This is a genomic window from Polynucleobacter paludilacus (genome assembly GCF_018687595.1).
Taxonomy (GTDB): Bacteria; Pseudomonadota; Gammaproteobacteria; order Burkholderiales; family Burkholderiaceae; genus Polynucleobacter; species Polynucleobacter paludilacus.
In genome coordinates this window covers 1,265,896-1,288,122 of sequence record NZ_CP061298.1, presented here as the reverse complement: position 1 = coordinate 1,288,122, position 22,227 = coordinate 1,265,896, and the positions used below count along the sequence as shown (strand labels likewise).

At 46.4% G+C, this 22,227-nt stretch carries 28 protein-coding genes; 22 read left to right on the top strand and 6 right to left on the bottom strand.

Annotation, left to right across the window (positions count from 1 at the left end; all coding sequences use genetic code 11):
- Positions 1–21: 21 nt before the first annotated feature.
- From AOC06_RS06835 to AOC06_RS06825, 3 genes are read left to right on the top strand one after another with little or no spacing between them, the layout of a single operon-like run.
- Positions 22–705 carry a haloacid dehalogenase type II gene (locus AOC06_RS06835; protein WP_215379711.1) on the top strand — a complete coding sequence of 228 codons (684 nt, stop codon included), beginning with the start codon at positions 22–24 and terminating at the stop codon, positions 703–705.
- A 45-nt stretch (positions 706–750) separates the two neighbouring features.
- Entirely contained in the window at positions 751–1,308 is a 558-nt protein-coding gene (locus tag AOC06_RS06830; protein WP_215379708.1) for a chalcone isomerase family protein, read from the top strand.
- Positions 1,305–1,847, top strand: coding sequence for a DUF3833 domain-containing protein (locus AOC06_RS06825; RefSeq protein WP_215379706.1), 543 nt, complete (start codon positions 1,305–1,307; stop codon positions 1,845–1,847). The genes AOC06_RS06830 and AOC06_RS06825 overlap by 4 nt, the downstream gene beginning before the upstream one ends.
- Before the next feature lie 5 nt (positions 1,848–1,852).
- Here AOC06_RS06825 and AOC06_RS06820 read toward each other — a convergent pair whose 3' ends face one another.
- The gene (locus tag AOC06_RS06820) at positions 1,853–3,463 is read right to left on the bottom strand and encodes an FMN-binding glutamate synthase family protein (protein WP_215379704.1); all 1,611 of its coding nucleotides are present in this window, start codon (positions 3,461–3,463) and stop codon (positions 1,853–1,855) included.
- A gap of 82 nt (positions 3,464–3,545) precedes the next feature.
- Positions 3,546–3,968 carry a hypothetical protein gene (locus tag AOC06_RS06815; protein WP_215379703.1) on the bottom strand — a complete coding sequence of 141 codons (423 nt, stop codon included), beginning with the start codon at positions 3,966–3,968 and terminating at the stop codon, positions 3,546–3,548.
- Positions 3,969–4,151: 183 nt separating this feature from the next.
- Between AOC06_RS06815 and AOC06_RS06810 the strand changes: the two genes are divergently transcribed.
- The 16 genes from AOC06_RS06810 (at position 4,152) to ccmI (ending at position 15,792) form a co-directional block, all read left to right on the top strand.
- Positions 4,152–4,853: a pirin family protein gene (locus AOC06_RS06810; protein WP_215379701.1), complete on the top strand. Its 702-nt coding sequence runs from the start codon at positions 4,152–4,154 to the stop codon at positions 4,851–4,853.
- 54 nt (positions 4,854–4,907) lie between these two features.
- Positions 4,908–5,888 carry a quinone oxidoreductase family protein gene (locus AOC06_RS06805; RefSeq protein WP_255879924.1) on the top strand — a complete coding sequence of 327 codons (981 nt, stop codon included), beginning with the start codon at positions 4,908–4,910 and terminating at the stop codon, positions 5,886–5,888.
- Positions 5,889–5,963: 75 nt separating this feature from the next.
- Positions 5,964–6,446 (top strand): methyltransferase family protein, encoded by a 483-nt coding sequence (locus AOC06_RS06800; protein ID WP_215379699.1) that lies wholly within the window; start codon positions 5,964–5,966, stop codon positions 6,444–6,446.
- A 24-nt stretch (positions 6,447–6,470) separates the two neighbouring features.
- Positions 6,471–7,112: a lipid-binding SYLF domain-containing protein gene (locus AOC06_RS06795; RefSeq protein WP_255879921.1), complete on the top strand. Its 642-nt coding sequence runs from the start codon at positions 6,471–6,473 to the stop codon at positions 7,110–7,112.
- A 6-nt stretch (positions 7,113–7,118) separates the two neighbouring features.
- Positions 7,119–7,676 carry a cytochrome b gene (locus AOC06_RS06790; protein ID WP_215379693.1) on the top strand — a complete coding sequence of 186 codons (558 nt, stop codon included), beginning with the start codon at positions 7,119–7,121 and terminating at the stop codon, positions 7,674–7,676.
- Positions 7,673–8,248 carry a YceI family protein gene (locus AOC06_RS06785; protein WP_215379691.1) on the top strand — a complete coding sequence of 192 codons (576 nt, stop codon included), beginning with the start codon at positions 7,673–7,675 and terminating at the stop codon, positions 8,246–8,248. Before AOC06_RS06790 ends, AOC06_RS06785 begins: the two co-directional genes overlap by 4 nt.
- Positions 8,249–8,275: 27 nt before the next feature.
- Complete coding sequence (locus AOC06_RS06780; protein WP_112314137.1) at positions 8,276–8,851, top strand: YceI family protein; 576 nt, start codon at positions 8,276–8,278, stop codon at positions 8,849–8,851.
- A gap of 128 nt (positions 8,852–8,979) precedes the next feature.
- Complete coding sequence (gene ccmA, locus AOC06_RS06775; RefSeq protein WP_215379689.1) at positions 8,980–9,624, top strand: cytochrome c biogenesis heme-transporting ATPase CcmA; 645 nt, start codon at positions 8,980–8,982, stop codon at positions 9,622–9,624.
- Positions 9,621–10,286 carry a heme exporter protein CcmB gene (gene ccmB, locus AOC06_RS06770; protein ID WP_215379688.1) on the top strand — a complete coding sequence of 222 codons (666 nt, stop codon included), beginning with the start codon at positions 9,621–9,623 and terminating at the stop codon, positions 10,284–10,286. Before ccmA ends, ccmB begins: the two co-directional genes overlap by 4 nt.
- Positions 10,287–10,291: 5 nt before the next feature.
- Entirely contained in the window at positions 10,292–11,053 is a 762-nt protein-coding gene (gene ccmC / locus AOC06_RS06765) for a heme ABC transporter permease CcmC (protein ID WP_215379686.1), read from the top strand.
- Complete coding sequence (gene ccmD / locus AOC06_RS06760; protein WP_215271762.1) at positions 11,053–11,241, top strand: heme exporter protein CcmD; 189 nt, start codon at positions 11,053–11,055, stop codon at positions 11,239–11,241. Before ccmC ends, ccmD begins: the two co-directional genes overlap by 1 nt.
- A 14-nt stretch (positions 11,242–11,255) precedes the next feature.
- On the top strand, positions 11,256–11,690 hold the full coding sequence (ccmE, locus tag AOC06_RS06755) for a cytochrome c maturation protein CcmE (protein WP_215379684.1): 435 nt from the start codon (positions 11,256–11,258) through the stop codon (positions 11,688–11,690).
- Positions 11,687–13,609 (top strand): heme lyase CcmF/NrfE family subunit, encoded by a 1,923-nt coding sequence (locus tag AOC06_RS06750; RefSeq protein WP_215379682.1) that lies wholly within the window; start codon positions 11,687–11,689, stop codon positions 13,607–13,609. The genes ccmE and AOC06_RS06750 overlap by 4 nt, the downstream gene beginning before the upstream one ends.
- Entirely contained in the window at positions 13,599–14,129 is a 531-nt protein-coding gene (locus tag AOC06_RS06745; RefSeq protein WP_215379680.1) for a DsbE family thiol:disulfide interchange protein, read from the top strand. The genes AOC06_RS06750 and AOC06_RS06745 overlap by 11 nt, the downstream gene beginning before the upstream one ends.
- Positions 14,126–14,611 carry a cytochrome c-type biogenesis protein gene (locus AOC06_RS06740; RefSeq protein ID WP_215337908.1) on the top strand — a complete coding sequence of 162 codons (486 nt, stop codon included), beginning with the start codon at positions 14,126–14,128 and terminating at the stop codon, positions 14,609–14,611. The genes AOC06_RS06745 and AOC06_RS06740 overlap by 4 nt, the downstream gene beginning before the upstream one ends.
- Positions 14,608–15,792, top strand: a complete 1,185-nt coding sequence (gene ccmI / locus AOC06_RS06735) for a c-type cytochrome biogenesis protein CcmI (RefSeq protein WP_215379677.1) — start codon at positions 14,608–14,610, stop codon at positions 15,790–15,792. Before AOC06_RS06740 ends, ccmI begins: the two co-directional genes overlap by 4 nt.
- 8 nt (positions 15,793–15,800) lie before the next feature.
- On the opposite strand, the gene AOC06_RS06730 is transcribed toward ccmI, so the two are convergent.
- A complete protein-coding gene (locus AOC06_RS06730; protein ID WP_215379674.1) occupies positions 15,801–16,562 on the bottom strand; it encodes an SDR family oxidoreductase in 762 nt (253 codons plus the stop codon).
- Positions 16,563–16,597: 35 nt separating this feature from the next.
- A complete protein-coding gene (locus tag AOC06_RS06725; RefSeq protein WP_215379672.1) occupies positions 16,598–17,707 on the bottom strand; it encodes an AbrB family transcriptional regulator in 1,110 nt (369 codons plus the stop codon).
- A gap of 65 nt (positions 17,708–17,772) precedes the next feature.
- On the opposite strand from AOC06_RS06725, the gene AOC06_RS06720 reads away from it, so the two are divergent.
- Positions 17,773–18,519, top strand: coding sequence for a 2OG-Fe dioxygenase family protein (locus AOC06_RS06720; protein WP_215379670.1), 747 nt, complete (start codon positions 17,773–17,775; stop codon positions 18,517–18,519).
- A 48-nt stretch (positions 18,520–18,567) separates the two neighbouring features.
- Positions 18,568–19,767 carry an MFS transporter gene (locus AOC06_RS06715; RefSeq protein ID WP_255879914.1) on the top strand — a complete coding sequence of 400 codons (1,200 nt, stop codon included), beginning with the start codon at positions 18,568–18,570 and terminating at the stop codon, positions 19,765–19,767.
- A gap of 15 nt (positions 19,768–19,782) precedes the next feature.
- Here AOC06_RS06715 and AOC06_RS06710 read toward each other — a convergent pair whose 3' ends face one another.
- Positions 19,783–20,184, bottom strand: a complete 402-nt coding sequence (locus tag AOC06_RS06710; protein ID WP_215379666.1) for a DUF2177 family protein — start codon at positions 20,182–20,184, stop codon at positions 19,783–19,785.
- A 97-nt stretch (positions 20,185–20,281) separates the two neighbouring features.
- On the opposite strand from AOC06_RS06710, the gene AOC06_RS06705 reads away from it, so the two are divergent.
- Positions 20,282–20,722 (top strand): universal stress protein, encoded by a 441-nt coding sequence (locus tag AOC06_RS06705; RefSeq protein ID WP_215337923.1) that lies wholly within the window; start codon positions 20,282–20,284, stop codon positions 20,720–20,722.
- 10 nt (positions 20,723–20,732) lie between these two features.
- Here the strand turns inward: AOC06_RS06705 and AOC06_RS06700 are convergent, their stop codons facing one another.
- Positions 20,733–22,202 carry a M23 family metallopeptidase gene (locus tag AOC06_RS06700; protein ID WP_255879912.1) on the bottom strand — a complete coding sequence of 490 codons (1,470 nt, stop codon included), beginning with the start codon at positions 22,200–22,202 and terminating at the stop codon, positions 20,733–20,735.
- Positions 22,203–22,227 lie beyond the last annotated feature (25 nt).

Sequence of the window (22,227 nt, the reverse complement as noted above, 5' to 3'; positions counted from 1 at the left end):
AACGGCAATAATTAATTGTTTATGTACAAACTCATTGCTTTTGATGCCTACGGCACCTTGTTCGATGTTTACTCAATGGGAGTATTGGCAGAAGAATTATTCCCCGGTCATGGTGCAGCGCTTGCCTTGATGTGGCGGGATCGCCAAATTGAGTACACCCGTTTAGTCACAATGAGTGATCCCAATCCTAGTGGGAGCAAATACTACATTCCATTTTGGGATTTGACGATTCGCTCTCTGCGTTACGTCTGCAAGCGAATGGATCTTGAGCTATCCGCCGCAAGTGAGAAACGCTTGATGGATCAGTATGCCAAGCTCACTGGATTTGCGGATAGCCTAAGTGTGCTCAAGGCTATCAAAGAAAAGGGGATTGCAACAGCGATTCTGTCGAATGGAAGTCGTGAGATGCTGGCTACCGTGGTTGAGAGTAACGGTCTCAAGCCTTACCTGGATCAAGTGGTTACGGTTGAAGAAGTGCGCTTATTTAAAACTGCACCGCAAGCTTATGAATTGTTATTAAAAGCCTTTCCGATCCAAAAGCAAGAAGTCTTATTTGTATCGAGCAACGCTTGGGATGCGCTTGCCGCTAAATGGTTTGGCTTTGATGTTTTTTGGGTCAATCGCCTTGGTCATCCATTTGAGGAGATTGGCGAAAAGCCTAATTACGAAGGCAAATCCTTAACAGAGGTCTTAGAAACACTATAGTTAGGCCGTAATACGTCGTACACCCTTTTGCAATAAGATGGCTGTATGAAAGCGTTTTTCAAAGCCTCGTGTGCTGCCTTGTTGCTATTTACTGCAATCGGATCTAGCTACGCTGATGAAGCTCAATATATGGATAAGTTGCTTAATCAAGCCAAGATTCAGAGCACTGGTCGATTAACGTATTGGGGCTTACCTATTTATGATGCCACTCTCTATCGAAGTGCGGCTCCTAATGCAAGTGAGTTTGCTTTAGAGATTCGCTACCAACGTTCCATTTCTGGAGACATTTTGGCAAATCGTACCGCTGACGAAATGGTCAAGACCGGGATCCCTGAAAGGCAAGCAGAGGTATGGGGCAAAGAGTTGGCAAAAATTTTCCCGAATGTAGAGCCTGGCACGATGTTGACTGCAGTCTATGTCCCAAAACAAGGCACTACTTTTCTGTTAAACCAAAAGCCCTTAGCTCAAGTTCCGGGAGAGGATTTCTCTAAAGCCTTTTTTGGAGTTTGGTTTTCCGACAAAACCAGCTCGCCTAAATTGCGCAAAACTTTACTGGGGCAGAATTGTCTGTCCCCTTTATTTAGTGAGCCTTGCACACCATGAAAATCTGCTACCGAGTATTAGCGATCTGCCTCATCTGTTTCTTGTCTGCTTGTGCAGGCCCTCAAGTAACCGACTATGCCAATCAGAAGCCAACGCTTGATTTATCCGAATACTTTAATGGCACTCTAGATGCTTATGGGATATTTACTGACCGCAGTGGGGAAGTCGTTAAGCGTTTCACCGTGCTCATGCAATGCCGTTGGGAAGTAATTGATGGCATAAAGGTGGGTACTCTTGATGAAAGCTTTGAATACGCTGACGGGACAAAGCAAAAGCGAATTTGGAAGTTAACCGAGGTAGCACCAGGGAAATATATTGGTAAGGCAGATGATGTGGTCGGTGAAGCTATTGGTGAGTCTGCGGGCAATGCCCTCAATTGGACCTATACCTTAGCGCTGCCAGTCGATAAAGATGTTTATAACGTGCAGTTCAATGACTGGATGTATTTGGTGACCCCCAAAGTGATGCTCAATAAAGCCCAAATGAGCAAGTTTGGCATTTACCTGGGTGAGGTAACCCTCAGTTTCTACAAGCGTTAAGTCGCCTACCAGTTCTTCGCATTCGCCGCATTCCAAGCATTGATCAGATAAGCATACTCACCTGTAAATGCATTGCTTGGATCACTTTGCAATAAAGATCCTGCCTGAATATGAAGTAAATGTTTTGAGAAGGGTTGAGTAATCCCATTTTCATCCCGGCGCATGATGTGATCTGGCTTTAACTCTGAGGGATGTCGAATGGCTGCCGCAGCCAGAATTTCTCTAAGCGCATGCATTGTATTTTTATGGAATTGGTAGACTCGGGTTCCTTTATCAACGGGATCCAGCGCTTTTTGTCTTTGGGTGTTTTGAGTTGCCACTCCAGTGGGGCACATATCCGTATTGCAGGTGCGTGACTGAATGCAACCAATGGCAAACATGAAGCCGCGTGCTGAGTTACACCAATCTGCACCGATCGCACAAGCGCGCACAATATCAAAAGCGGAGATGATTTTGCCTGCGGCGCCAAGTTTGATGCGAGATCGTAAATTGGCACCTATCAGGGTTTCATGGATAAGGCGCAAGCTATCGCGCATTGGCATGCCGATATGATCAATAAACTCAACAGGTGCAGCGCCTGTGCCACCTTCGCTGCCGTCTACTACGATAAAGTCTGGCGTTAATTGGGTGTCGATCATGGCCTTCAGAATGGCAAACCAATCCTCAGGTTTACCAATGCAGAGTTTGAAGCCTACTGGCTTACCACCGGATTTTTCACGCAGCAAAGAGAAAAACTCCAACATCTGAACTGGGGTATTAAAGGCCGTATGCCTGCTTGGTGAAACACAATCGACTCCCATCGGAACATCCCTGGTGAGAGCGATTTCTGGCGTAATTTTGGCTGCAGGCAAAATACCACCATGACCTGGTTTGGCGCCTTGAGATAACTTGATCTCAATCATTTTGATTTGGGGATTTGTGGCAACTTGAGTGAACCTCTCAATATCGAAGTGGCCATCTGCTTGACGACAGCCAAAGTAGCCTGAGCCAATTTCCCAGATGAGATCGCCGTCGTAGACCTTGTGATACGGGGAGACTGAGCCCTCACCAGTATCTTGCGCAAAGCCACCGAGCTTGGCGCCTTTATTTAAAGCAAGAACTGCATTGGCTGAGAGGGAGCCAAAACTCATCGCTGAGATATTAAATAGCGATATGGAATAGGGCTTAGAGCAACTCTGTTGCCCAACCTCTATTCTGATGTCATCTGGAAGCTCATCGGTAATTGGCGCATTGGAATAATTCAGCCACTCATAGCCCGGTTTATAGACATCATCGATCGTGCCAAATGGACGTTGATCGGATAAATTTTTAGAGCGCTGGTAAACCAAGGCCCGTTGATTACGTGAGAAGGGGAGTTTTTCGCTATCGGACTCGACAAAGTACTGCCGAATTTCAGGTCGGATAAATTCGAGCCAAAATCGCAAATGCCCTATGACGGGATAGTTGCGGAGAATGGCGTGCTTCTTTTGGATTTGGTCGAGAGCGCCAATGATGCTGAGAATCGAAAAGAGAATGAGACCATACCAAATGAGGGGAGTCTGGCGGTCTGATAACAGTAAGTATGCAAACAGAATGCTGAGAAATACCGAGGCGTTCCAAACAAAGTAGCGAGTCATATTGATATAGGGATGGGCGTTAGGGTGTACGTCGAGAAGACGATAGCACGACTACTGATTTTAGAAAACCAATTGCTACTGCTTATTTATAGGCAGCCAAATCCTCTTCTTTTAATTCTTTTACTTCCAGCTGTCCAAAGATGAAGGATTCTACTTTTTCAAGAGACCAATCCAAGTCCTCAAAAACAGCTTGATGCGGACCGGAGTATTTGTGGGAGATGCCATAAAAAATATCGGTTAACTCTTCTTGCAGATCTTCAGGAACGGTTTCTGAAAAATAAATCACTTTTTCGCCGTTATAGGTATCGCTGATTTCTGCGCCCTTGAGATCCTCAAGGCAAATACCAACAGCAGGATTATAGGTTTTGAGGAAAGTGGGCTTATGTGGAGTGATTACGGATCCCAGCTTCCAGACTAGGCCACATTTGATCTCCATATTGGATTTGCGATAAATCTCGCGCTCAACGAGGGAGCCCATTTCAAGAGGAATAATTTGGTAGAGCATCTCATCACTCCCGATCGGTTGTGGTATCGAATATGGTCCAAGTTTCCCATCGAATTATGACAATCCGATGATGTCGGGAGATTGTGGGGGTGCTGATAGCCTCCCTAGGCCTGACTCAGCCAGATTTTGGCCCTTAGTGTAGGATAGTTGTTCACTGAAATAACATGTTTTAAGGTTAACCAAATGATCAATATTCGTAAATCGGCTGAACGGGGTTATGCAGACCACGGCTGGTTAAAAAGCTTCCACTCCTTCTCTTTTGCTAACTATTACGATCCTCAATTTATGGGTTGGGGTAATTTAAGAGTCATTAATGAGGACTGGATTGAGGCTGGACGTGGTTTTGGCGATCATGGCCATCGCGACATGGAAATTATTAGTTATGTCGTTGAAGGTGAATTGGCTCACAAAGATAGTATGGGCAATATCAAAGGAATCCCTCCTGGTGATGTGCAAAGAATGAGTGCCGGCACTGGGGTAGTACATAGTGAGTTCAACCATGCTGAAGGTAAGCAAACGCATCTCCTGCAGATTTGGATTGAGCCAAATGTAAAAGGCATTCCTCCGGGCTATGAGCAAAAAACGGTTCCAGAGATAGAAAAGCGCGGCAAATTGCGTTTAGTGGCCTCGACTAATGGAGAAAAAGATTCTGTTGTGATTCATGCCGATGCGAAGTTATATGCTGGCTTATTTGATGGAGCTGAGTTGGCTAGCTTGACAATAGATCCAGCTCGTAAGGCCTATGTTCATTTGGTCAAGGGCGAGCTCTCTGTCAACGGCAAAGTGCTTCAAGGTGGTGATGCAGCTTATCTCGCTCAAGAGCATGAAATTCAACTCAGCAATGGACGTAATGCTGAGGTCTTGGTATTTGATTTAGCACAGTAGGACGAGAGTCTTGCGCTATGATATTTTCTTAACAAAATAATAATGAGGTGATGTGTGGCAACAGCTCGAATGGTTAGTCTTGCAAAGCATGGTGGTGCTGAAGTAATTGAATTGATTGACAAGGAGCTTCCCGCTCCCGCAGCAGGTGAAGTACAAATTCGTCAGACCGCGGTTGGCTTTAACTTCATTGATATCTACCAGCGCTCGGGTATGTACCCTTTAGAGTTACCAACGGGTTTAGGTCATGAGGCTGCTGGTGTAGTGGAAGCGCTTGGTCAAGATGTAAATGGTTTCAAGGTCGGCGATCGCGTGATGTACATCAATGCCGGCATTGGTGCGTATACCAGCTTACGTAATGTCTCTGCTGAAAAATTAGTTCATATCCCTGAGGGTGTTTCTAATGAAGTGGCTGCTGCCGTATTTTTCAAGGCAATGACAGCGCAGTACTTGGTGAAGAAAACATATAAAGTCAAAGCAGGTGATGTCGTATTAGTTCATGCTGCTGCAGGTGGTGTAGGACAGATTTTGGCAGGCTGGGCTAAGGCCTTAGGAGCTTTTGTAGTGGGCACTGTTGGCTCTGAAGCGAAGTTTGCTGCAGCAAAGGCAGCGGGCTGTGATGCGGTTGTGGACTACTCCAAGCCCAATTGGGTAGAGGAGGTTATTAAGGCGACTGGTGGTCGTAAGGCTAATGTTGTTTATGACTCTGTTGCCAAGACTACTTTCTTAGGATCTTTAGATTGCACCGCGCCTTTTGGAACGGTGGCGCTCTTTGGTGCTGCTTCTGGTCCTGCGCCAGATATCAATCCAGAGATTTTGAACAAGAAGGGCTGCTTGTTTTTAACTAGACCATCCGTCTTTCCTCATAATGCAACAGCTGCCTTGCTTCAAGAAAATGCAAAAGATGTGTTTGATGCAATTCAGAGTGGCGCGGTCAAAGTTCAAATTGGCGCTCAGTTTCCGCTTGAGCAAGCTGCCGATGCTCACCGAGCTGCAGAAGGAAGAAAAGTGTCCGGTGCCATCATCATGATTCCTTAGGCACTAAAGAGTTTGTAGATATAAAAAGCCTCGCAATCCAGTGGGGCTTTTTTATTTCTAGATTGAAGGAGCTTTATGAATATTAAAAAATTATTCCAAAATGGCGCTACTTACGTTTTGATTCAGGCTGTTCTTTTGGGGATACTTTTTCTGGGGCCAGCGGATTGGTGGGGCATTCTCCCCTTTTCTCCGACTGTAAGCAAGATCTTGAAGATGATTGCTTTGCTCCTCTTTCCGCTTGGGCTCCTGATTGCCATTGTGGCAGCCATACAGCTGAAGAAAAATCTTACGCCTTTGCCTATGCCAATAGAGCATGGTGAACTCGTTCAAACTGGCCTATATGCCCATGTCCGCCATCCAATCTACTTGGGGGTGATTTTGATGGCTTTAGCTTGGTTTTTGCATACTCAAGCTACATTGACTCTGGTTGAGTTCATTGCTGTAATGATTTTCTTTGAGGTGAAGTCTAGGAAGGAGGAGTATTGGATGGGGCAGGTATACCCTGAGTATGCTGGGTATCAAAGACGCACTGCTAAACTGATTCCTGGGGTTTATTAATATATTGATGCAATGATTAGGATTATGAAAAAACTGACTACCTTCTTATTGGTTTTATCGATGTTTTTGGCAGGCTGCCAATCTACTGGCAAGAATGGAGAGCCGCTGACTCCAGCGCAGATTAATCAGATGCGCGAAGCCAGATTGAAGATGGCGCAAACCGGCCTAGACTCACTGATTAAGCAGAATCCCAAGGTAAAAGATCTCGCTGCTAAATCTGCTGGATACGCTGTATTTAGTACAACGAATATCAATGTAGTTTTGGTGGTGGTAGCAAGAGGGCAAGGAGTGCTCTTTGATAAACGCCGCAAAGAACCGATCTTCATGAATGCCCTAAAAACTGGAGAGGGTGTCGGTGCAGGCTATCAAGATCAATATCAAATCGCCTTCTTTAAAACCCCTGGATCAATTGATGAGTTTTTGCTGACTTCGATAGATGGCCAGAAAGGCGGTATTGATATCGCTGCAAATTTCTCCGCAGGTTCGGGCGGCACAATTCGCTCCTTTAATCCCGATATTACGTTTTATACCGTCGGGTTATCTGGCTATGATTTGCAAGCCAATTACGGTGGCACACTTTATTTAGTCGACCAGCAATTAAATGATGCAAGTACTTTGGCTTCATTGCCCAAGAAGGCTCAGCAAAGTAGCAAGCCAAAGGAATAAATAATAATGAAACAGGTACGCTACACCACTCCAGCCATTCTCATTCACTGGGTAATGGCAGTTTTAATTATTGTGGTCTGGACTATTGGCACGCTCGCTGTAGATATGCCCTTGGGCCCAGATCGAATTGTGAGTTTTAGTTGGCATAAGTGGATCGGAATCACAATCTTATTTTTAGTCTTATTGCGTATCGTTTGGCGCCTGACTCATCCAGCACCTGAGCTCCATATCGTGATGCCAAAGTGGCAAGAGCGCACCATGGTCTTCACGCATTGGGCTTTGTATATTTTGATGTTCTCCATTCCTGTGGTGGGTTGGTTAATGAGCTCTGCTCATGGCTATACAGTGAACTATTTTGGCCTATTCGAGCTGCCAGACTTGGTGTCAAAAGATAAATCCCTCGCTGAGCAGTTAGAGGATTTACATGCTTTTCTAGCAGATGGTTTAATGATCTTAGTGGGTCTGCATGTCTTAGCAGCTTTGAAGCATCAATTTATTGATAAGGATGGCCTCATTACTCGAATGTCATTCTGTAAGTCATCGAATAAAAAGAATGCATCATGAAAAAGTTTTTTACTGTTTTAGCGGTATTCAGTACTTCCTTATTCTTATGTGGAATTACATTGCCCGCCCAGGCAGCTGAATTTAATTCTATCGATGCGGTCAAAAGTAAGATTACCTTTACAACGAAGTTGATGGGCTCTAATCTCAATGGTGGCTTTAGCAAGTTTTCTGGCAAGGTGGATTTCAATCCCGACCAAGCAGAAAAAGCCAAAGCCAATTTAGTGATTGAGATTGCTAGCTTTAATGCGGGTGGCGACGATTTGCAAGAAGAGGCTAGAGGCAAGGATTGGTTCAATACCAAAAGTTTTCCAACAGCCAACTTTGTGAGTGATTCAGTGAAGAACTTAGGCAATAATCGACTCGAGATTGCTGGCAAGTTATCGATTAAGGGCAAGGCAATGCCATTAACGATGGTAGTAACCTACCAGGTGCAGGGCAAGCAGGTCATCTTTGATTCGTCATTTCAGTTACTTAGACTGGATTATGGTTTGGGAGCAGGCAATTGGGCCGATACCTCTGCGGTTGCGAATGAGGTGCCCGTTAAAGTCCATTTAGTATTAAATTCTAATTAGTAGTGTTTTTTAATCACGGAGAAATCAATGAAATCTAAATTACTCGTTGCCCTTTTGGCAACTCTCGGTTTAACAGTTGCAGCATTTGCTGCTCCAGCTACTTACACGGCTGAGCCAAACCATACATTCGCGCAGTTCTCTTATAACCACCTCGGCTTCTCGGTTCAGACTAGCCGTTTCAATACGGTTACCGGCACAGTAACAATTGATCAGGCTGCTAAAAAAGGAAGTGCTGATATTACGATTGATACCAAGTCAGTTGATACTGGTTCCAATGTATTTAATGGACACATCCAGGGCGAAGATTTTTTATCAACTACTCAGTTCCCAACCGCAACCTTCCAAGCTGATCAGATGGTATTCAAAGGTGACAAACCTAGTGCATTGAAGGGCGTGTTGACTTTGAAGGGTGTAAGCAAGCCAGTCACTTTGGCGATTACCCATTTTGAGTGCAAAAAGCACCCTATGTCTGGTAAAGATGTCTGCGGCGCCAATGCTGAGACCAAAGTAAAGCGTAGTGATTTCAATATGGCCAAGTACGTTCCAAATGTTGGCGATGAAGTTACCATCGCAATTGCGATTGAGGCTGTAAAGGCTGAATAAGTCTGGCTAGCTCAAGCCAAAAAACCACCTGCGGGTGGTTTTTCATATCCAGAGCTTGCGTCTATAATTCTTTAAATACTTGAAATAAAAGACAATATTCTCCAAAGTTTGTTTCAAGCCATAGTTCCATGACAGCCTATATTTCTCATCCCCCTTTTACACCCCAGAGCTTGCAAGCGAGGGATCTGAGCTGCGTGCGAGGCGAGCAAACACTTTTTGCCAATCTGGGTTTTACTTTGAGTTCAGGCGATTGTTTGCATGTGAAAGGTGAGAACGGCGTTGGTAAAACCAGCCTCCTCCGGTTATTGGTTGGACTTGCGCAGCCAGAGCAGGGCGAGGTCATCTGGAATGCAGCGAATATCAAAAACGGTCTAGAAGATTTTCATCAAGGGCTTTGCTTCCTAGGACATCGTGATGCCTTAAAAGAAGATTTGAGTGCCTTGGAAAATCTCATGATGTATGCGGCGCTTGGTAAAGTCGACTTCAGTCACAAGGCTGCGTTGCAATGCTTGTCGCAATTTGGCTTGCGGGGACGGGAAGATCTGCCAGTGCATTATTTATCAGCAGGTCAAAAAAAACGGATAGTACTAGCGCGGATTGCAATGCGCAGAGCGCCTCTATGGGTATTGGATGAGCCTTTCAATGCACTCGACTTTAATGGTGTGCAATTATTAGTTGAGCTCATTGAGCAGCATCTATCTCAAGGCGGAATTACTGTATTCACTGGCCATCAAGAGATCAGCATTGCTGGATTACGGGCTTTGCAACTATGAACGCTTTCTTCATGATTGTTCAGCGGGATTTATTGTTAGTCATGCGCCGTAAGAGTGAAGTGCTGACCGCTTTATTTTTCTTTGTGATTGTGACTAGCTTATTTCCCCTGGGTATTGGAGCGGATGCTGCTTTGTTGCGTAAGATTGCTCCCGGTGTGATTTGGGTGTCGGCTTTATTGGCTACCTTATTGGGTTTACAAAGACTCTTTGCAAGTGACTATCAAGATGGAACCTTGGAGCAATTGGCTTTATCACCACGCTCATTCGTCGTACTCGTTTTGGGAAAGATCACGGCTCACTGGCTGGTTTGTGGATTACCACTGTTGATATTGGCGCCAATGATTGGCTTGCAGTTTGATCTAGACAGTGCTTCTTTAGAAACCCTATTGCTGACCCTATTATTGGGCACTCCAGTACTTTCCTTGATTGGGTCGATTGGCGCTGCATTGACCTTGGGGGTGCGGGGCGGTGGGGCGCTCATGAGTCTGCTGGTATTACCCCTTTATATCCCGGTGCTCATCTTTGGAGCCGGTGCGGTATATGCCAAAAGCGTTGGGCTTGATGTCGCTGGGCATTTTTCACTCCTAGGCGCCTTATTGATTTTGGCTTTAGCATTTGTCCCTTGGGTTAGTGCTGCTGCCCTTAGAATTGCGATTGAATAATTTCGATGAACGATCTGACTAACAAATCCTGGCTTAATTGGTTTAGGCTTGCCAGCCCCAGTGCTTTTTATCCTGTGGCCGGAAAACTCATTCCTTTTTTCTGGGTTTTGACTGTTGCATTTGGTTTGGCTGGACTGTGGGTGAGTTTTTTTGTTGCGCCAGTAGATGCAGTGCAAGGTCAAGGTTATCGCATTATCTTTGTCCATGTCCCCGCATCCTGGATGTCGATGTTTTTGTACATGATCATGGCCGCATGGGCTGGGATTGGTTTGGTCTTTAATACTCGACTTTCAGCCATGATGGCGCAAGCTATAGCACCGATTGGGGCTGTCATGGCTTTTCTGTCTCTGTGGACAGGTGCATTTTGGGGCAAGCCAATGTGGGGGGCATGGTGGGTTTGGGATGCTCGTCTGACTTCTGAGCTGATCCTTTTCTTTTTATATCTTGGCTTCATTGCTTTGCAGGCTTCCATCGATCAAGTACGTCGTGCTGATAAAGCGGGAGCAATTCTTGCATTAGTTGGTGTTGTTAACGTGCCGATCATTTATTTCTCGGTGAAGTGGTGGAATACTCTGCATCAAGGCGCTTCAGTCTCGATGACGAAATCTTCTTCGATGGCGCACACCATGCTGTGGGGAATGTTACTCATGGCTCTGTGTTTTTGGATGTATGCAATCGCCATGACGCTGATGCGAGTACGAGTCATCATCTTGGAGCGAGAGTCTCATACGGATTGGGTGCAGAATTTGAAAGAGGTTAAGGGCTAATGTGGAATAGTGCCAGTGAATTTCTAGCCATGGGTGGCTACGCACTTTATGTCTGGAGTAGCTTTGGCCTCTGCGCCATTGCTTTTTTCATAGAAGTGCTCATGGTGCGCTCACAGCGTAAGTCCATATTGCGTAGACTCAAACAAGCATTACTTGCCGACCAGTATCATCAAGAGAGTCGACAGTGAGCCTTCAAAGCAATATGAAGCCGCGCCATAAGCGAGCCTTATTCATTATTGGCGCGCTGATCGTCATTGGAGTTGCTGCACTCCTGATCCTGAATGCTCTGAATAGTAATATCGCCCTCTATGTCACACCGAGTGATGTTGCTAATGGTAAAGCGCCTCAATCTCAGACCTTTCGTATTGGCGGATTAGTAAAAAGTGCTTCGTTGAGACGCGATGGCATCACCGTCCACTTTGTAGTGACTGATCTGGTTAAAGACATCCCAGTCAGCTATACCGGCATTCTTCCCGATTTGTTTAAAGAGGGTAAGGGCGCTGTTGTACAAGGACGCTTAAATCAGAGTGGTGAATTTGTGGCTAGTGAAGTGCTCGCCAAGCATGATGAAAACTATATGCCACCAGAAGCAAAACATGCACTAGAACAGGCGCAAAAACAGGAAGTACAGAAATGATTCCTGAGCTAGGGCACTATGCTTTGATTTTGGCTTTTTGTATCGCCTTGGTCCAAGGGGTATTGCCTTTGCTCGGAGCTTATCAGGGCCGACGAGAGTGGTTAGTTCTAGCCAAGCCAGCAGCGCAGACGGTTTTCGTGTTATTGGCTTTTGCGTTTGGGAGTTTGGCATGGAGTTTTTATGTCAATGACTTTTCAGTGCTCTATGTTGCTGAGCACTCGAATACCCAATTACCAACAGTCTATCGCTTCGGTGCAGTTTGGGGCGGACACGAAGGTTCGCTTTTGTTGTGGCTCTTGTTGCTGAGTACCTGGACCTTTTTAGTTGCGCAACTTTCTGACGCGCTTGATGAGTTTATGGTTGCACGGGTGATTGGGGTGCTTGGTCTGGTATCCAGTGGACTGCTCTTGTTTGTAATCGCTACTTCTAATCCTTTTGAAAGATTGTTACCTGCTGCACAAGAAGGTCGCTCTCTCAATCCTTTGTTGCAAGATCCTGGCTTGGTCTTCCATCCGCCCATGCTGTATATGGGCTACGTAGGTTTCTCAGTTGCCTTTGCCTTTGCAATTGCTTCCTTGCTCTCCAATCGTTTAGATGCTGCTTGGGCGCGTTGGTCGCGTCCTTGGACCACAGCTGCTTGGATTTTTCTGACACTGGGTATTGCGCTGGGGTCTTGGTGGGCGTATTACGAATTAGGTTGGGGTGGCTGGTGGTTCTGGGATCCCGTTGAAAATGCCTCTTTCATTCCATGGCTAGTCGGCACGGCTTTACTGCATTCTCTAGCGGTCACTGAAAAGCGGGGCGTCTTTAAGAGTTGGACTGTTCTGCTGGCTATCACAGCCTTTTCTTTATCCCTACTTGGAACCTTTTTAGTGCGCTCGGGTGTGCTCACTTCAGTGCATGCATTTGCAACGGATCCCAGACGCGGCATTTTTATTCTGATTCTCTTATCTCTGGTGGTAGGCTCATCTTTAACTCTGTATGCAATCCGAGCCCCAAAACGTGCAACAGGTGCGCAATTTACCCTGACTGCTCGTGAGACCATGATTTTGCTCGGGAATGTCTTCTTGGTTACTGCAGCAGCTTCTGTTTTACTGGGGACACTCTATCCCCTCTTGATTGATGCTTTAAACCTTGGCAAGATTTCTGTAGGGCCCCCATACTTCAATGCCGTCTTTGTTCCTATCATGATTCCTTTGCTCGTATTGATGGGTATTGGCCCATGGACGAATTGGAAAAATACTAATTTGCTTGTGGTGATTAAGCGTCTTTGGATTGCCGCCTTGCTGGCAGTGATTGCAGCCGCTCTCATTCCAACGGTGATGGGTGAGTTCACATGGCTGGCTAGCTTGGGCTTTCTTCTGGCTTTTTGGATTATTGGCTCTGGTATTCAGCAAGTAATGCGTCAATTCAAAACCGGCAAGCCCACGCGCTCCTTTATTGGTATGCAGTTTGCCCACCTGGGCATTGCAATCTTTGTGATTGGTGTCACCATGGTTGGCGCGTATCAAGAAGAGCGGGACGTAAAGATGTCTTCAGGTGATACGGTGACAGTAGGCGCTTATCAAATTCAGATGCAGGGCATTGGCGCTGTGTCAGGACCAAATTACAAAGCCACCCGCGGAACTTTCGAGGTGAGTCGTAAAGGCAAACTGGAGACCACACTCTATCCAGAGAAGCGTAATTATTTTTCATCGACGATGCCGATGACCGAAGCTGCTATCAATGCTGGTCTAACTCGCGATATTTACGTTTCTCTTGGTGAAGAGCTCCCAGATCAATCTTGGGCCGTCAGGGTCTATTACAAGCCATTTGTAGATTGGATTTGGGGTGGTTGTTTACTGATGGCGCTGGGCGGGGTAATTGCAATATCAGATAAGCGATATCGTTCAAAGCTGAGGGCGAAGTATGAATCCTAGACTATTAATCCCCCTGATTCTTTTTATTTTTCTGGTCGCTTTCTTGGCGATTGGACTCAGTCGCGATCCCCGTGAAGTACCATCTCCGCTCATTGGCAAGCCTGCACCCAATTTTGAGATTGGGCAGCTGGCTGAGCCTCAAAAAATGTTCTCTCCAGAAAGTATGAAAGGGAGGGTGTGGATGCTCAATGTCTGGGCTTCTTGGTGCGTAGCTTGCCGCGAAGAGCATCCCCTCTTAATTGAATTTAGTAAGACAAAAACCTTGCCGATCATTGGCCTTGATTACAAAGACCAAAGAGCAGATGCCATGACCATGTTATTGCGGGAGGGTAATCCTTACACTCTGAGTGCTTTTGATGGCAATGGGCGTGTCGGAATTGATTATGGTGTGTATGGGGTGCCCGAGACTTATGTCATTGATAAAGCCGGCGTGATTCGGTATAAAAATATTGGTCCGATTACTCCAGAAATTCTGAAAGAGAAAATTTCTCCTTTGATTGCAGAGCTTAATCAATCATGAGGACTTTCATATCCACCCTGCTGCTGATATTTGCTTGTCATGGGCTGATGGCCAATGAGGCTGCCCCTCTGGCAGAAGATCCTGCGGTAGAGCAAAGACTGATTACCATCTCAGAAGAAATGCGCTGTTTGGTTTGCCAAAATGAATCCTTGGCAGGATCTCGTTCTGACTTGGCTAATGACTTACGTGCGCAGATTCGCACCATGATTAAGGCCGGTAAGAGCAATGTGGAGATTAGACAGTATATGGTGGATCGTTATGGCGACTTTGTACTCTACCGACCCCCAGTCAAGCCAACTACCTGGCTACTTTGGCTCGGACCTTTTACGATTCTGTTGATTGGAATCATCGGCTTGCTGATGTATTTACGTCAGAGAAATACCAGCATGGATAGCAAGACACTTTCGGATGAAGAAAATCGTCGTCTTGATGTGCTCTTAAATACAGTGGAAACCGAATTCAAAAAGGATGCTCGTCCATGATGTTTTTTTTGATTCCAGCACTGTGTATTTTATTGCTCAGCCTTGCCTTCCTCTTGCGCCCGCTATTTTTTAGAAAGCAGGCAGCCAATACTTCCCGTCGCCAGATGAATGCAGCAATCTATCGAGAGGAGCTTGATAAGCTCGAACTGGATCGTCAAGCTGGTGAGATGGATGCTACAAACTATGAGATGGCGCATGCTGAATTGCGACAACGTTTATTTCAAGATACCCAAGAAGTTGATGATCAAGCGAGTTTTGGATCAATTAAAAAAACGATTACTTTTGTGTGCCTGTCGATATTTCTGCTCTCATCTGGCATCTATTTTTATCAAGGCGATGCCGTTAAGGTGGCAGAAGAAAATGCCAAGCATCAGGTCTCACAAGCCGATGTTGAGAAAATGGTCAGTGAATTTGCTGCTAAGCTGGAGAAAGATCCTACTAACCTCAAGGGCTGGGCAATGTTAGCTCGATCCTATCGTGTGATGGGACGAAATGCCGATGCTCTCAAAGCATATGAGCGTGCTGGCCCCTATCTCGATAATCAAGCTGAACTATTGGCTGACTATGCCGATCTCTTGGCGACCAATGCTAGCGGTAACTTTGCTGGCAAACCCCATCAACTCATTGCGCAGGCGCTCAAACTCGACCCCAATAATCTATTGGCCTTGTGGTTGGCTGGTAGTGATGCATTCAGCACGAATCAATTTCAGCTGGCAGTCCAGAATTGGGAGAAGATAGTTAAACAGTTGCCACCTCAGTCAGAGGAAGCGCGTGCAGTCTTGAATTCGATCGCGGAGGCGAGGGCTAAAGGACATCTGCCAGTCCCTCTGGCTGTTGCTGGCAAAGGCGTTAGTGGAGTCATCACAATCACGCCAGAGTTGGCCTCGCGTATCAAGCCTGATGAGCTACTCATGGTTATTGCTCGCAAGCCTGGTGAAAGAATGCCAGTAGCTGTTCTTAAGACACCAGTGAGCGCTTTCCCCATCCGATTTACCTTAGATGATTCTTTGGCGATGAATCCTGCGGCACTCATATCTCAGCAGTCTGAGGTAACGGTTGAAGTACGTATTTCTAAAACAGGCATGGCTAAAGCCGAAGCAGGCGACCTGCTCTCCGGTCAGCAGACTGTGAAAGTCGGCTCCAGCAACATTCGTCTGACTGTTGATCAGGTCCAGCAGTAATTTTTTTACTACCCTCTACCAACATAAGGCATGTTGGTAGCCATAATGGTCATCGACAAAATATTGCTCTCAAGCGGTAGCTGCGCCATATGCAGCACGGCTTTCCCTACATGATCCACATCCATTCTTGGCTCAGCCTTAACCGATTGATCTGCTTGCAAAATGCCCGCAGCCATCGGCTCTGTCATTTCAGTCGCGGCATTGCCAATATCAATTTGCCCACATGCGATATTGAAAGGGCGACCATCTAAGGCAATGGTTTTAGTCAGACCCGTAATCGCATGTTTCGTTGCGGTATAGGGGGCTGATAGTGGGCGGGGTGCATGAGCAGAGATCGAACCGTTGTTAATAATTCTGCCGCCTTGTGGAGACTGAGTCTTCATCATTCGGATGGCCTCTTGGGAGCACAGAAAGGCGCCAGATAGGTTGGCATGAAGCACATTCATCCATTGCTCGTAACTGAGATCTTCCATGGGAATTGCTGGTGCTCCCATACCCGCGTTATTGAAAAGTACATCAATACGACCAAAGCGTTCTTTAAGTGCTTTGAATAAATTCTTCACTTGCTCTGGCTTGCCAACATCACATGCCACAGCCAAACAGTTTTCTGAACTACCACCAATATCGATCATCGCTTGCTTTAGCCTATCGAGATTCCGCCCCGTCAGCACTACTTGATAACCGCCTTGGAGTAATGCTTTAGCCGCAGCTTTGCCGATGCCAGCACCTGCGCCCGTGACTAGTGCAACTTTAGTGTGAGTTGTGCTCATAACAATCTTTCTGATGAGGATACATAAAGATCATCTTATCTTGGGTAATCAATATGTAGGTCAAATTTACGTTCAAGTCTACCTAAGACTTGATGAAAAAATAATTCTGCGGAGAGAATCACGAAAGCCATACGCAGAACGTGAAAGACGGCAACAGCGGGGACGTTCAGGTGAAAGTTCTTCGCAGTGATCCCCATCTCTGACATGCCACCAGGAACAGTACTCAGAATCAGTGATTCAATATCAAGACCTGATGGGCCAGCAATTGCCAATGAAAATAGCACACTAATGACGCAGGCAAGAAGGGTGTAAATAGTGACGCCGATTGCTAATTTTTTGGCATGAATAACAAACTCTCGGGTAAAACGTATACCTAGGCCAACGCCGATTAAAAGCTGCCCTGCATTGGAAAGCTCTTTTGGCCAAGCGGTCCACTCAACTCCACATGCAGTGACGATCGCGCTGACGGCTAGGGGCCCCAATAGAAATGCATTGGGTAGCTTTAGAAAATGAAAGCCGGCAATACCAATCGAGGAGCAGAGCAAGAGTAAACCCATTCCGGAGTATGAGATTGGCAAGTGGAGAGATTGAAAATCGAGATTGCCAGGCACTCCATAAATCTGAAAGATCCCAGGAATAATCGCCAGGATCAACAGTAATCTGAGAGAGTGCGCAGCCGCAACCAAGTCCGCTCTTTGCTCATGTCGCTCTGCCAGCACAGTCATTTCAGATGCGCCACCAAGGGCAGAGGCAAAGAAGGCTGTTCGAAGCGGAATATGAAAGAAGCGCCATAACATCCACGTGCCAAAGGCTAGTAAGATGGTTGAGACCACACAGGCGATGGCAATAAAGGGGAGGTCATGTCCAATATTGACAACTGCACTTGGCGAAAAATAAAGCCCAATCGCAATCCCTAAAGACCACTGCCCCATGCTTCTGCCAAGGGGTGGTGCTTGCAGAGGAATGCCAAGTGAGCCAATTAAGGCCAGAACAAAGAGGGGTCCCAGCATCCAGGGCAGCGGGGTATGGAGAAGCTGGGCGATCGCTGCACTAGCAATTGCAATGAGATAGGTCAGCAACCATAAGAGTAAAGAAGATCGTTGATCTTGGCGCAGAAAATCGAGAAGATGGTGGGCTGGCTGCATGATGTTAGCCCCCATTTTAGCGTTTAGAAGCTACCATCGTTAGCGCATTAGCCTAAAATAGGACAATGTCATTAGCTCCCTTATTAACTCCACGCCAGGAGATTGTCCAGTCGCTCAAAACGAATGGATATGCCGTGATCTCAGCCGAAACGGTGTCTGAGTTATGTCATGTTGACGCGATTGAGCTCAATGCCCTTAATCACTTTTGGGATGAGATGCCCAGAGATCCCTATTTAAAGGATGGTGGTCGCTATCGCTATCGCCGTCATGCCAGTTATGAAATCACTGGTGAGCAGATAGAGAGGGTTCCACATCGCGCTCACTGGCAGTCAGTCACTTATAACGCGCTTCATGGTGGAATTGAGAGATGGTTTGAGCCTATTGAAGCTGATTTAGCGAAGTCTGCTGCATGGCAGTCAATTTTGCTAGGCATTGCAAAGACATTAAGTGGTTTGAAGCCAGTTAAAACCTGGTTTGTAGAGGCGCACCAATTTCGGATTGATACCACTGATGGAATTGGTCGTCCAACACCTGAGGGTGCGCATCGCGATGGAGTTGATTTTGTCGCAGTGTTCTTATTGAATCGAGTGGGTATTAAGGGTGGTGAAACCCGTATCTTTGAGGCAAATGGTTCTGCTGGCCTACGTTTTACGTTATTGCAGCCTTGGTCTCTGTTGCTAATGAATGATGAAAAAATGATTCATGAATCAACTCCGATTCAGCCGCTGGCTGCGCATGGCCATCGCGATACTTTAGTGTTGACTTATCGTTCAAATGGGTTCCAGGATTCTCCTCAGCAGGCCCAGCAGTAAAAACAGTTCATTTTTGTGCGCATCAGTTCTGTAGCTTACACCCCCTTTATGCTCTTAGCGCAGGTCTGCGCTTTACTCGGTTTTGCTTGCTACGCAGTAGTCCTCACTCCCTTGCAAGAGGAGTGGCATCTCAGTAATCTGCAATCCGGCTTGATTGCAAGCGCCTTTTTCTTTGGCTATATGCTGGCTGTCCCGCTCGCTACGGCACTGACAGATCGCATCGATGCGCGTAAGGTGTATTTTTGTGGTGGCATATTAGCAAGTTGCGGCCTATTCGGTATGGCTTTCTTCGCTAACGATTTTTTTACTGCACTCTTTTGGATGGCATTGAATGGGGCGGGACTCGCAGCGACCTATATGCCTGGTTTAAAAATTCTATCTGATCGCATTCAAGGTGGTGAACTCACCAGACACATCGCCTTCTATACCGCTTTTTTTGGAATAGGTACTGGACTTTCTTATTTGTGCTCTGGTTGGATTAATTCGGCCTACGGCTGGCATGCAGTGTTTGCGTGGATTGCCTTAGCGCCGCTAGCTGCAACAGCGATTGTGTTCTGTTGTATTCCGCCCTTGGCATCTGCTCAGTGGCATGGGCCTATTCATTTACGATTACAGGATATTTTTCCTGTGGCGAAGTGGAAGTTGGTTTTACAAGATCGCAATGCTGCAGGATTTATTTTGGGTTATACCGCACACACTTTAGAGCTCTTTGCCTCGCGTAGTTGGTTGGTAGCCTTTTTTGGTTTTTGTGCAGCTGATGCGGGACACAACTTTCTCATCGCGGCTACCACCCTAGCAGGGATCGTCAATTTCTTTGCGGTACCCGCATCCATTTTGGGAAATGAGATTGCATTGCGTATCGGACGCCAAAAATGGGTCTGTATGGTGATGCTGATTAGTGCTGTGCTCGGAATATCGCTGGCAGCTTCAACGGGTCAAAGTTGGTGGCTGATCGTGATGCTGGCTGTTGCACATGCCATTTTTATTATGGCCGATTCGGCGACCCTAACCGCTGGTTTAGTGATAAGTGCCCGAGCAGACATTAAGGGTGCCGCAATGGGACTTCATTCCCTAATGGGATTTGGGGGCGGTTTACTCGGTCCAGCCATTTTTGGTTTTGTACTAGATGTGAGCGGATCAAGAAGCTCACCCCATGCATGGATTTGGGCTTATGCTTCGATTGTGATGTGGGGTGTGCTGTTTGTTCTGTATGAGCGACGCAGAGGCTGGGCTAGTCGGCCCATTTGAAGCGGGGTATGCGCTTTATTTTGCCCACTCCGCTAGCTTATAAATCAGACCGGATACTGCCGCAGTGACCAAGCTACCCCAAGCAATATCAATGAAGGCTAAGCGAGTTGGGAAGTCCCGAATAACGGCCAGATTGGTTAAGTCATAGGTCATGTAGCAAAAAAAGCCGAAGAGGGCGCCATAAAGCAGGGCATTCGATAAGGATTGCTTCGATATCGCAGGAATGACTACAAAAATACAGGCCCCAAGAGCGTATAAAACATAAAAAGCTAGCCCGGCCCAGAGTTTGGGCTCCGTTGCCATTAGGCTACCCATTTCATCTCGATAGAGGTTTTTAGCGATTCCTAATAGCCATACCAAGTCGATTGAAACGAGTGATACGAGAAACGCAAGATAGAGTAAAAAATACTTGAGCATTTAAGTTACCTTTGTGAGGGTTTGAATCGATAAATAGCATTATGATGGAATTAGAAAAAGTGCCAACTTCACGAAAGTGAGTAAACTAGGGGGTAATATGTTTAAGCAATTATTGGTTCCAGTAGACGGTTCAGAGATCAGCAAAAAATCTCTCAAGAAAGTTGCTCAATTAGCCAAATCCGATGGCGCTGCGGTGACCTTGGTTTATGTTTCCGACCCAACTCCGCCCTTAGCTTACTCAGATAGCACTATGGGGTACATGATTACCACCAAAGAGCATAAGCAAGCTTGCGAAGCTTATGCAAAAAATGTATTCAAGCAAGCGCAGACCCAATTGGGCGCTGGAATTAAAGTGAACACCATTCATGCTCTCGATATTTCTCTGGCTCAGGGTATTTTGGATGCTGCTAAAAAGGCGAAAGCCGACGTGATTGTGATGGCTTCACATAAGCGCACCGGAATTTCGGGCGTATTGCTTGGTAGCGAAACGCATGATGTCATTGTGCATACCAAACTGCCAGTGCTAGTGCTGGGCTAATCTAGCAAGATTAGTTTTTCAGTACGCTACCGAGTAAAAGAATTTCTCGGGTGAGTTGACCGCTATCGATATCGCGCATGAGCCAGAGATTCAGTTGGGTCTTTGCGCTATAGGGGTCGACATAGACTCCATCTTTGCGTAACTCAAAGTGTAGGTGAGGTCCAGTTGATCTTCCGGTAATGCCAACAGTGCCAATCTCAAAGCCACGACGGACCTCATTGCCTAACTCGAGTTCTGGGTTGAAGCTACTGAGATGGGCATAGTAGGTACGGTAGCTTCCGGGGTGCTCAAGAATGATGAGATTACCAAAGGCGCCACTAAAACCGAGTTGAATGACTTTGCCAGTAGCCACGCTGAAGACGGGTGTTCCAATCGGCGCCGCATAGTCAATACCCATATGTGGCCGATAACGTTGCTTGCTTGAGCCAGGCTTAGGCTCAGAGTTAGCGGCAGCTGCAACAGCAGCTTTCGTATTCGCGGCAGTAGGTTTGGCGCTTTTTCTTCTGCCTGCGGGTACCATGCCGACACCACGTGAGATGCGGCGATAGCTCAGTGGATTGGTCCAGAACGAATGCTCAAGAGGTTCACCACTTGCAGTAAAGAAGCCCCCGGGAATGTCGCCTCGGTCTAACCAGTAGGCGCTTGCATAGACTTCACCGTTGGCGGGATTGATGATTTCAGCGGCCCAAATTTGTGCCCAGCGCTCTCGATCGCCAAAGTCGATGATCAGCCTGACCACGCTATCGGTATTTTCAAGGGCATTGCTTGTCTCGGGATAAATTTGCTTAATTAATGCATTCAGATCCCAGACTAGCTCGACTGGTAGTTTGTCACTGACTTTATTGGGGTCGTATAAAACATTTCGCAAAGGAATTTGAATTTCCACAAAGCGCTTCGACTCATCCTTGAGGTAGTCTTGCTGAATCAAAAATCCCCCAACAGCAGATGGCGTAAAGGTCCAAACTTCGGTCTTATTGTCCTGTACAGGACCATTCATGACGCTCAGCGATTCAAAGCGATTACGTTTACCAAGGGCAACTGCATAAGGAACGCAATTACCTCGCATATGATCAAAAAAGCTTCTAGTTTGATTCCTAAAAAACTCAGAGAAAGCGCGGTCTTCTATACCTATGCTCGCAGGTAAATTATCGTCGTTAAGACTGCGACGCAAGCAACCCCTAGTAACACGATAGTCCAAATTATCAGCAGCATCACCGGCAAAGTTTTGGGTCGAACTATCGTCAATGAGGCTAGGGCTTAGGCTATTCGATTTAGAAGTGGCGCTATCCTTCAGTCCGACAGACCGTGTATTTTGAGAGCCTGCACGTTTACGAATTTGCACAGTTTTATTATTTTGGTTGCTTTGTGCACTGGCGTGGGCGATGAGCTCAAAGCCTGGGATCTGCAGTGCAATTAGCAGAGCAATGCTAATGATCTTCAGCCGCTGAAAACGGGGCCTATAAAGTGCAATTTTTTTCACAACACCATTATCTACTAAAGCTAGT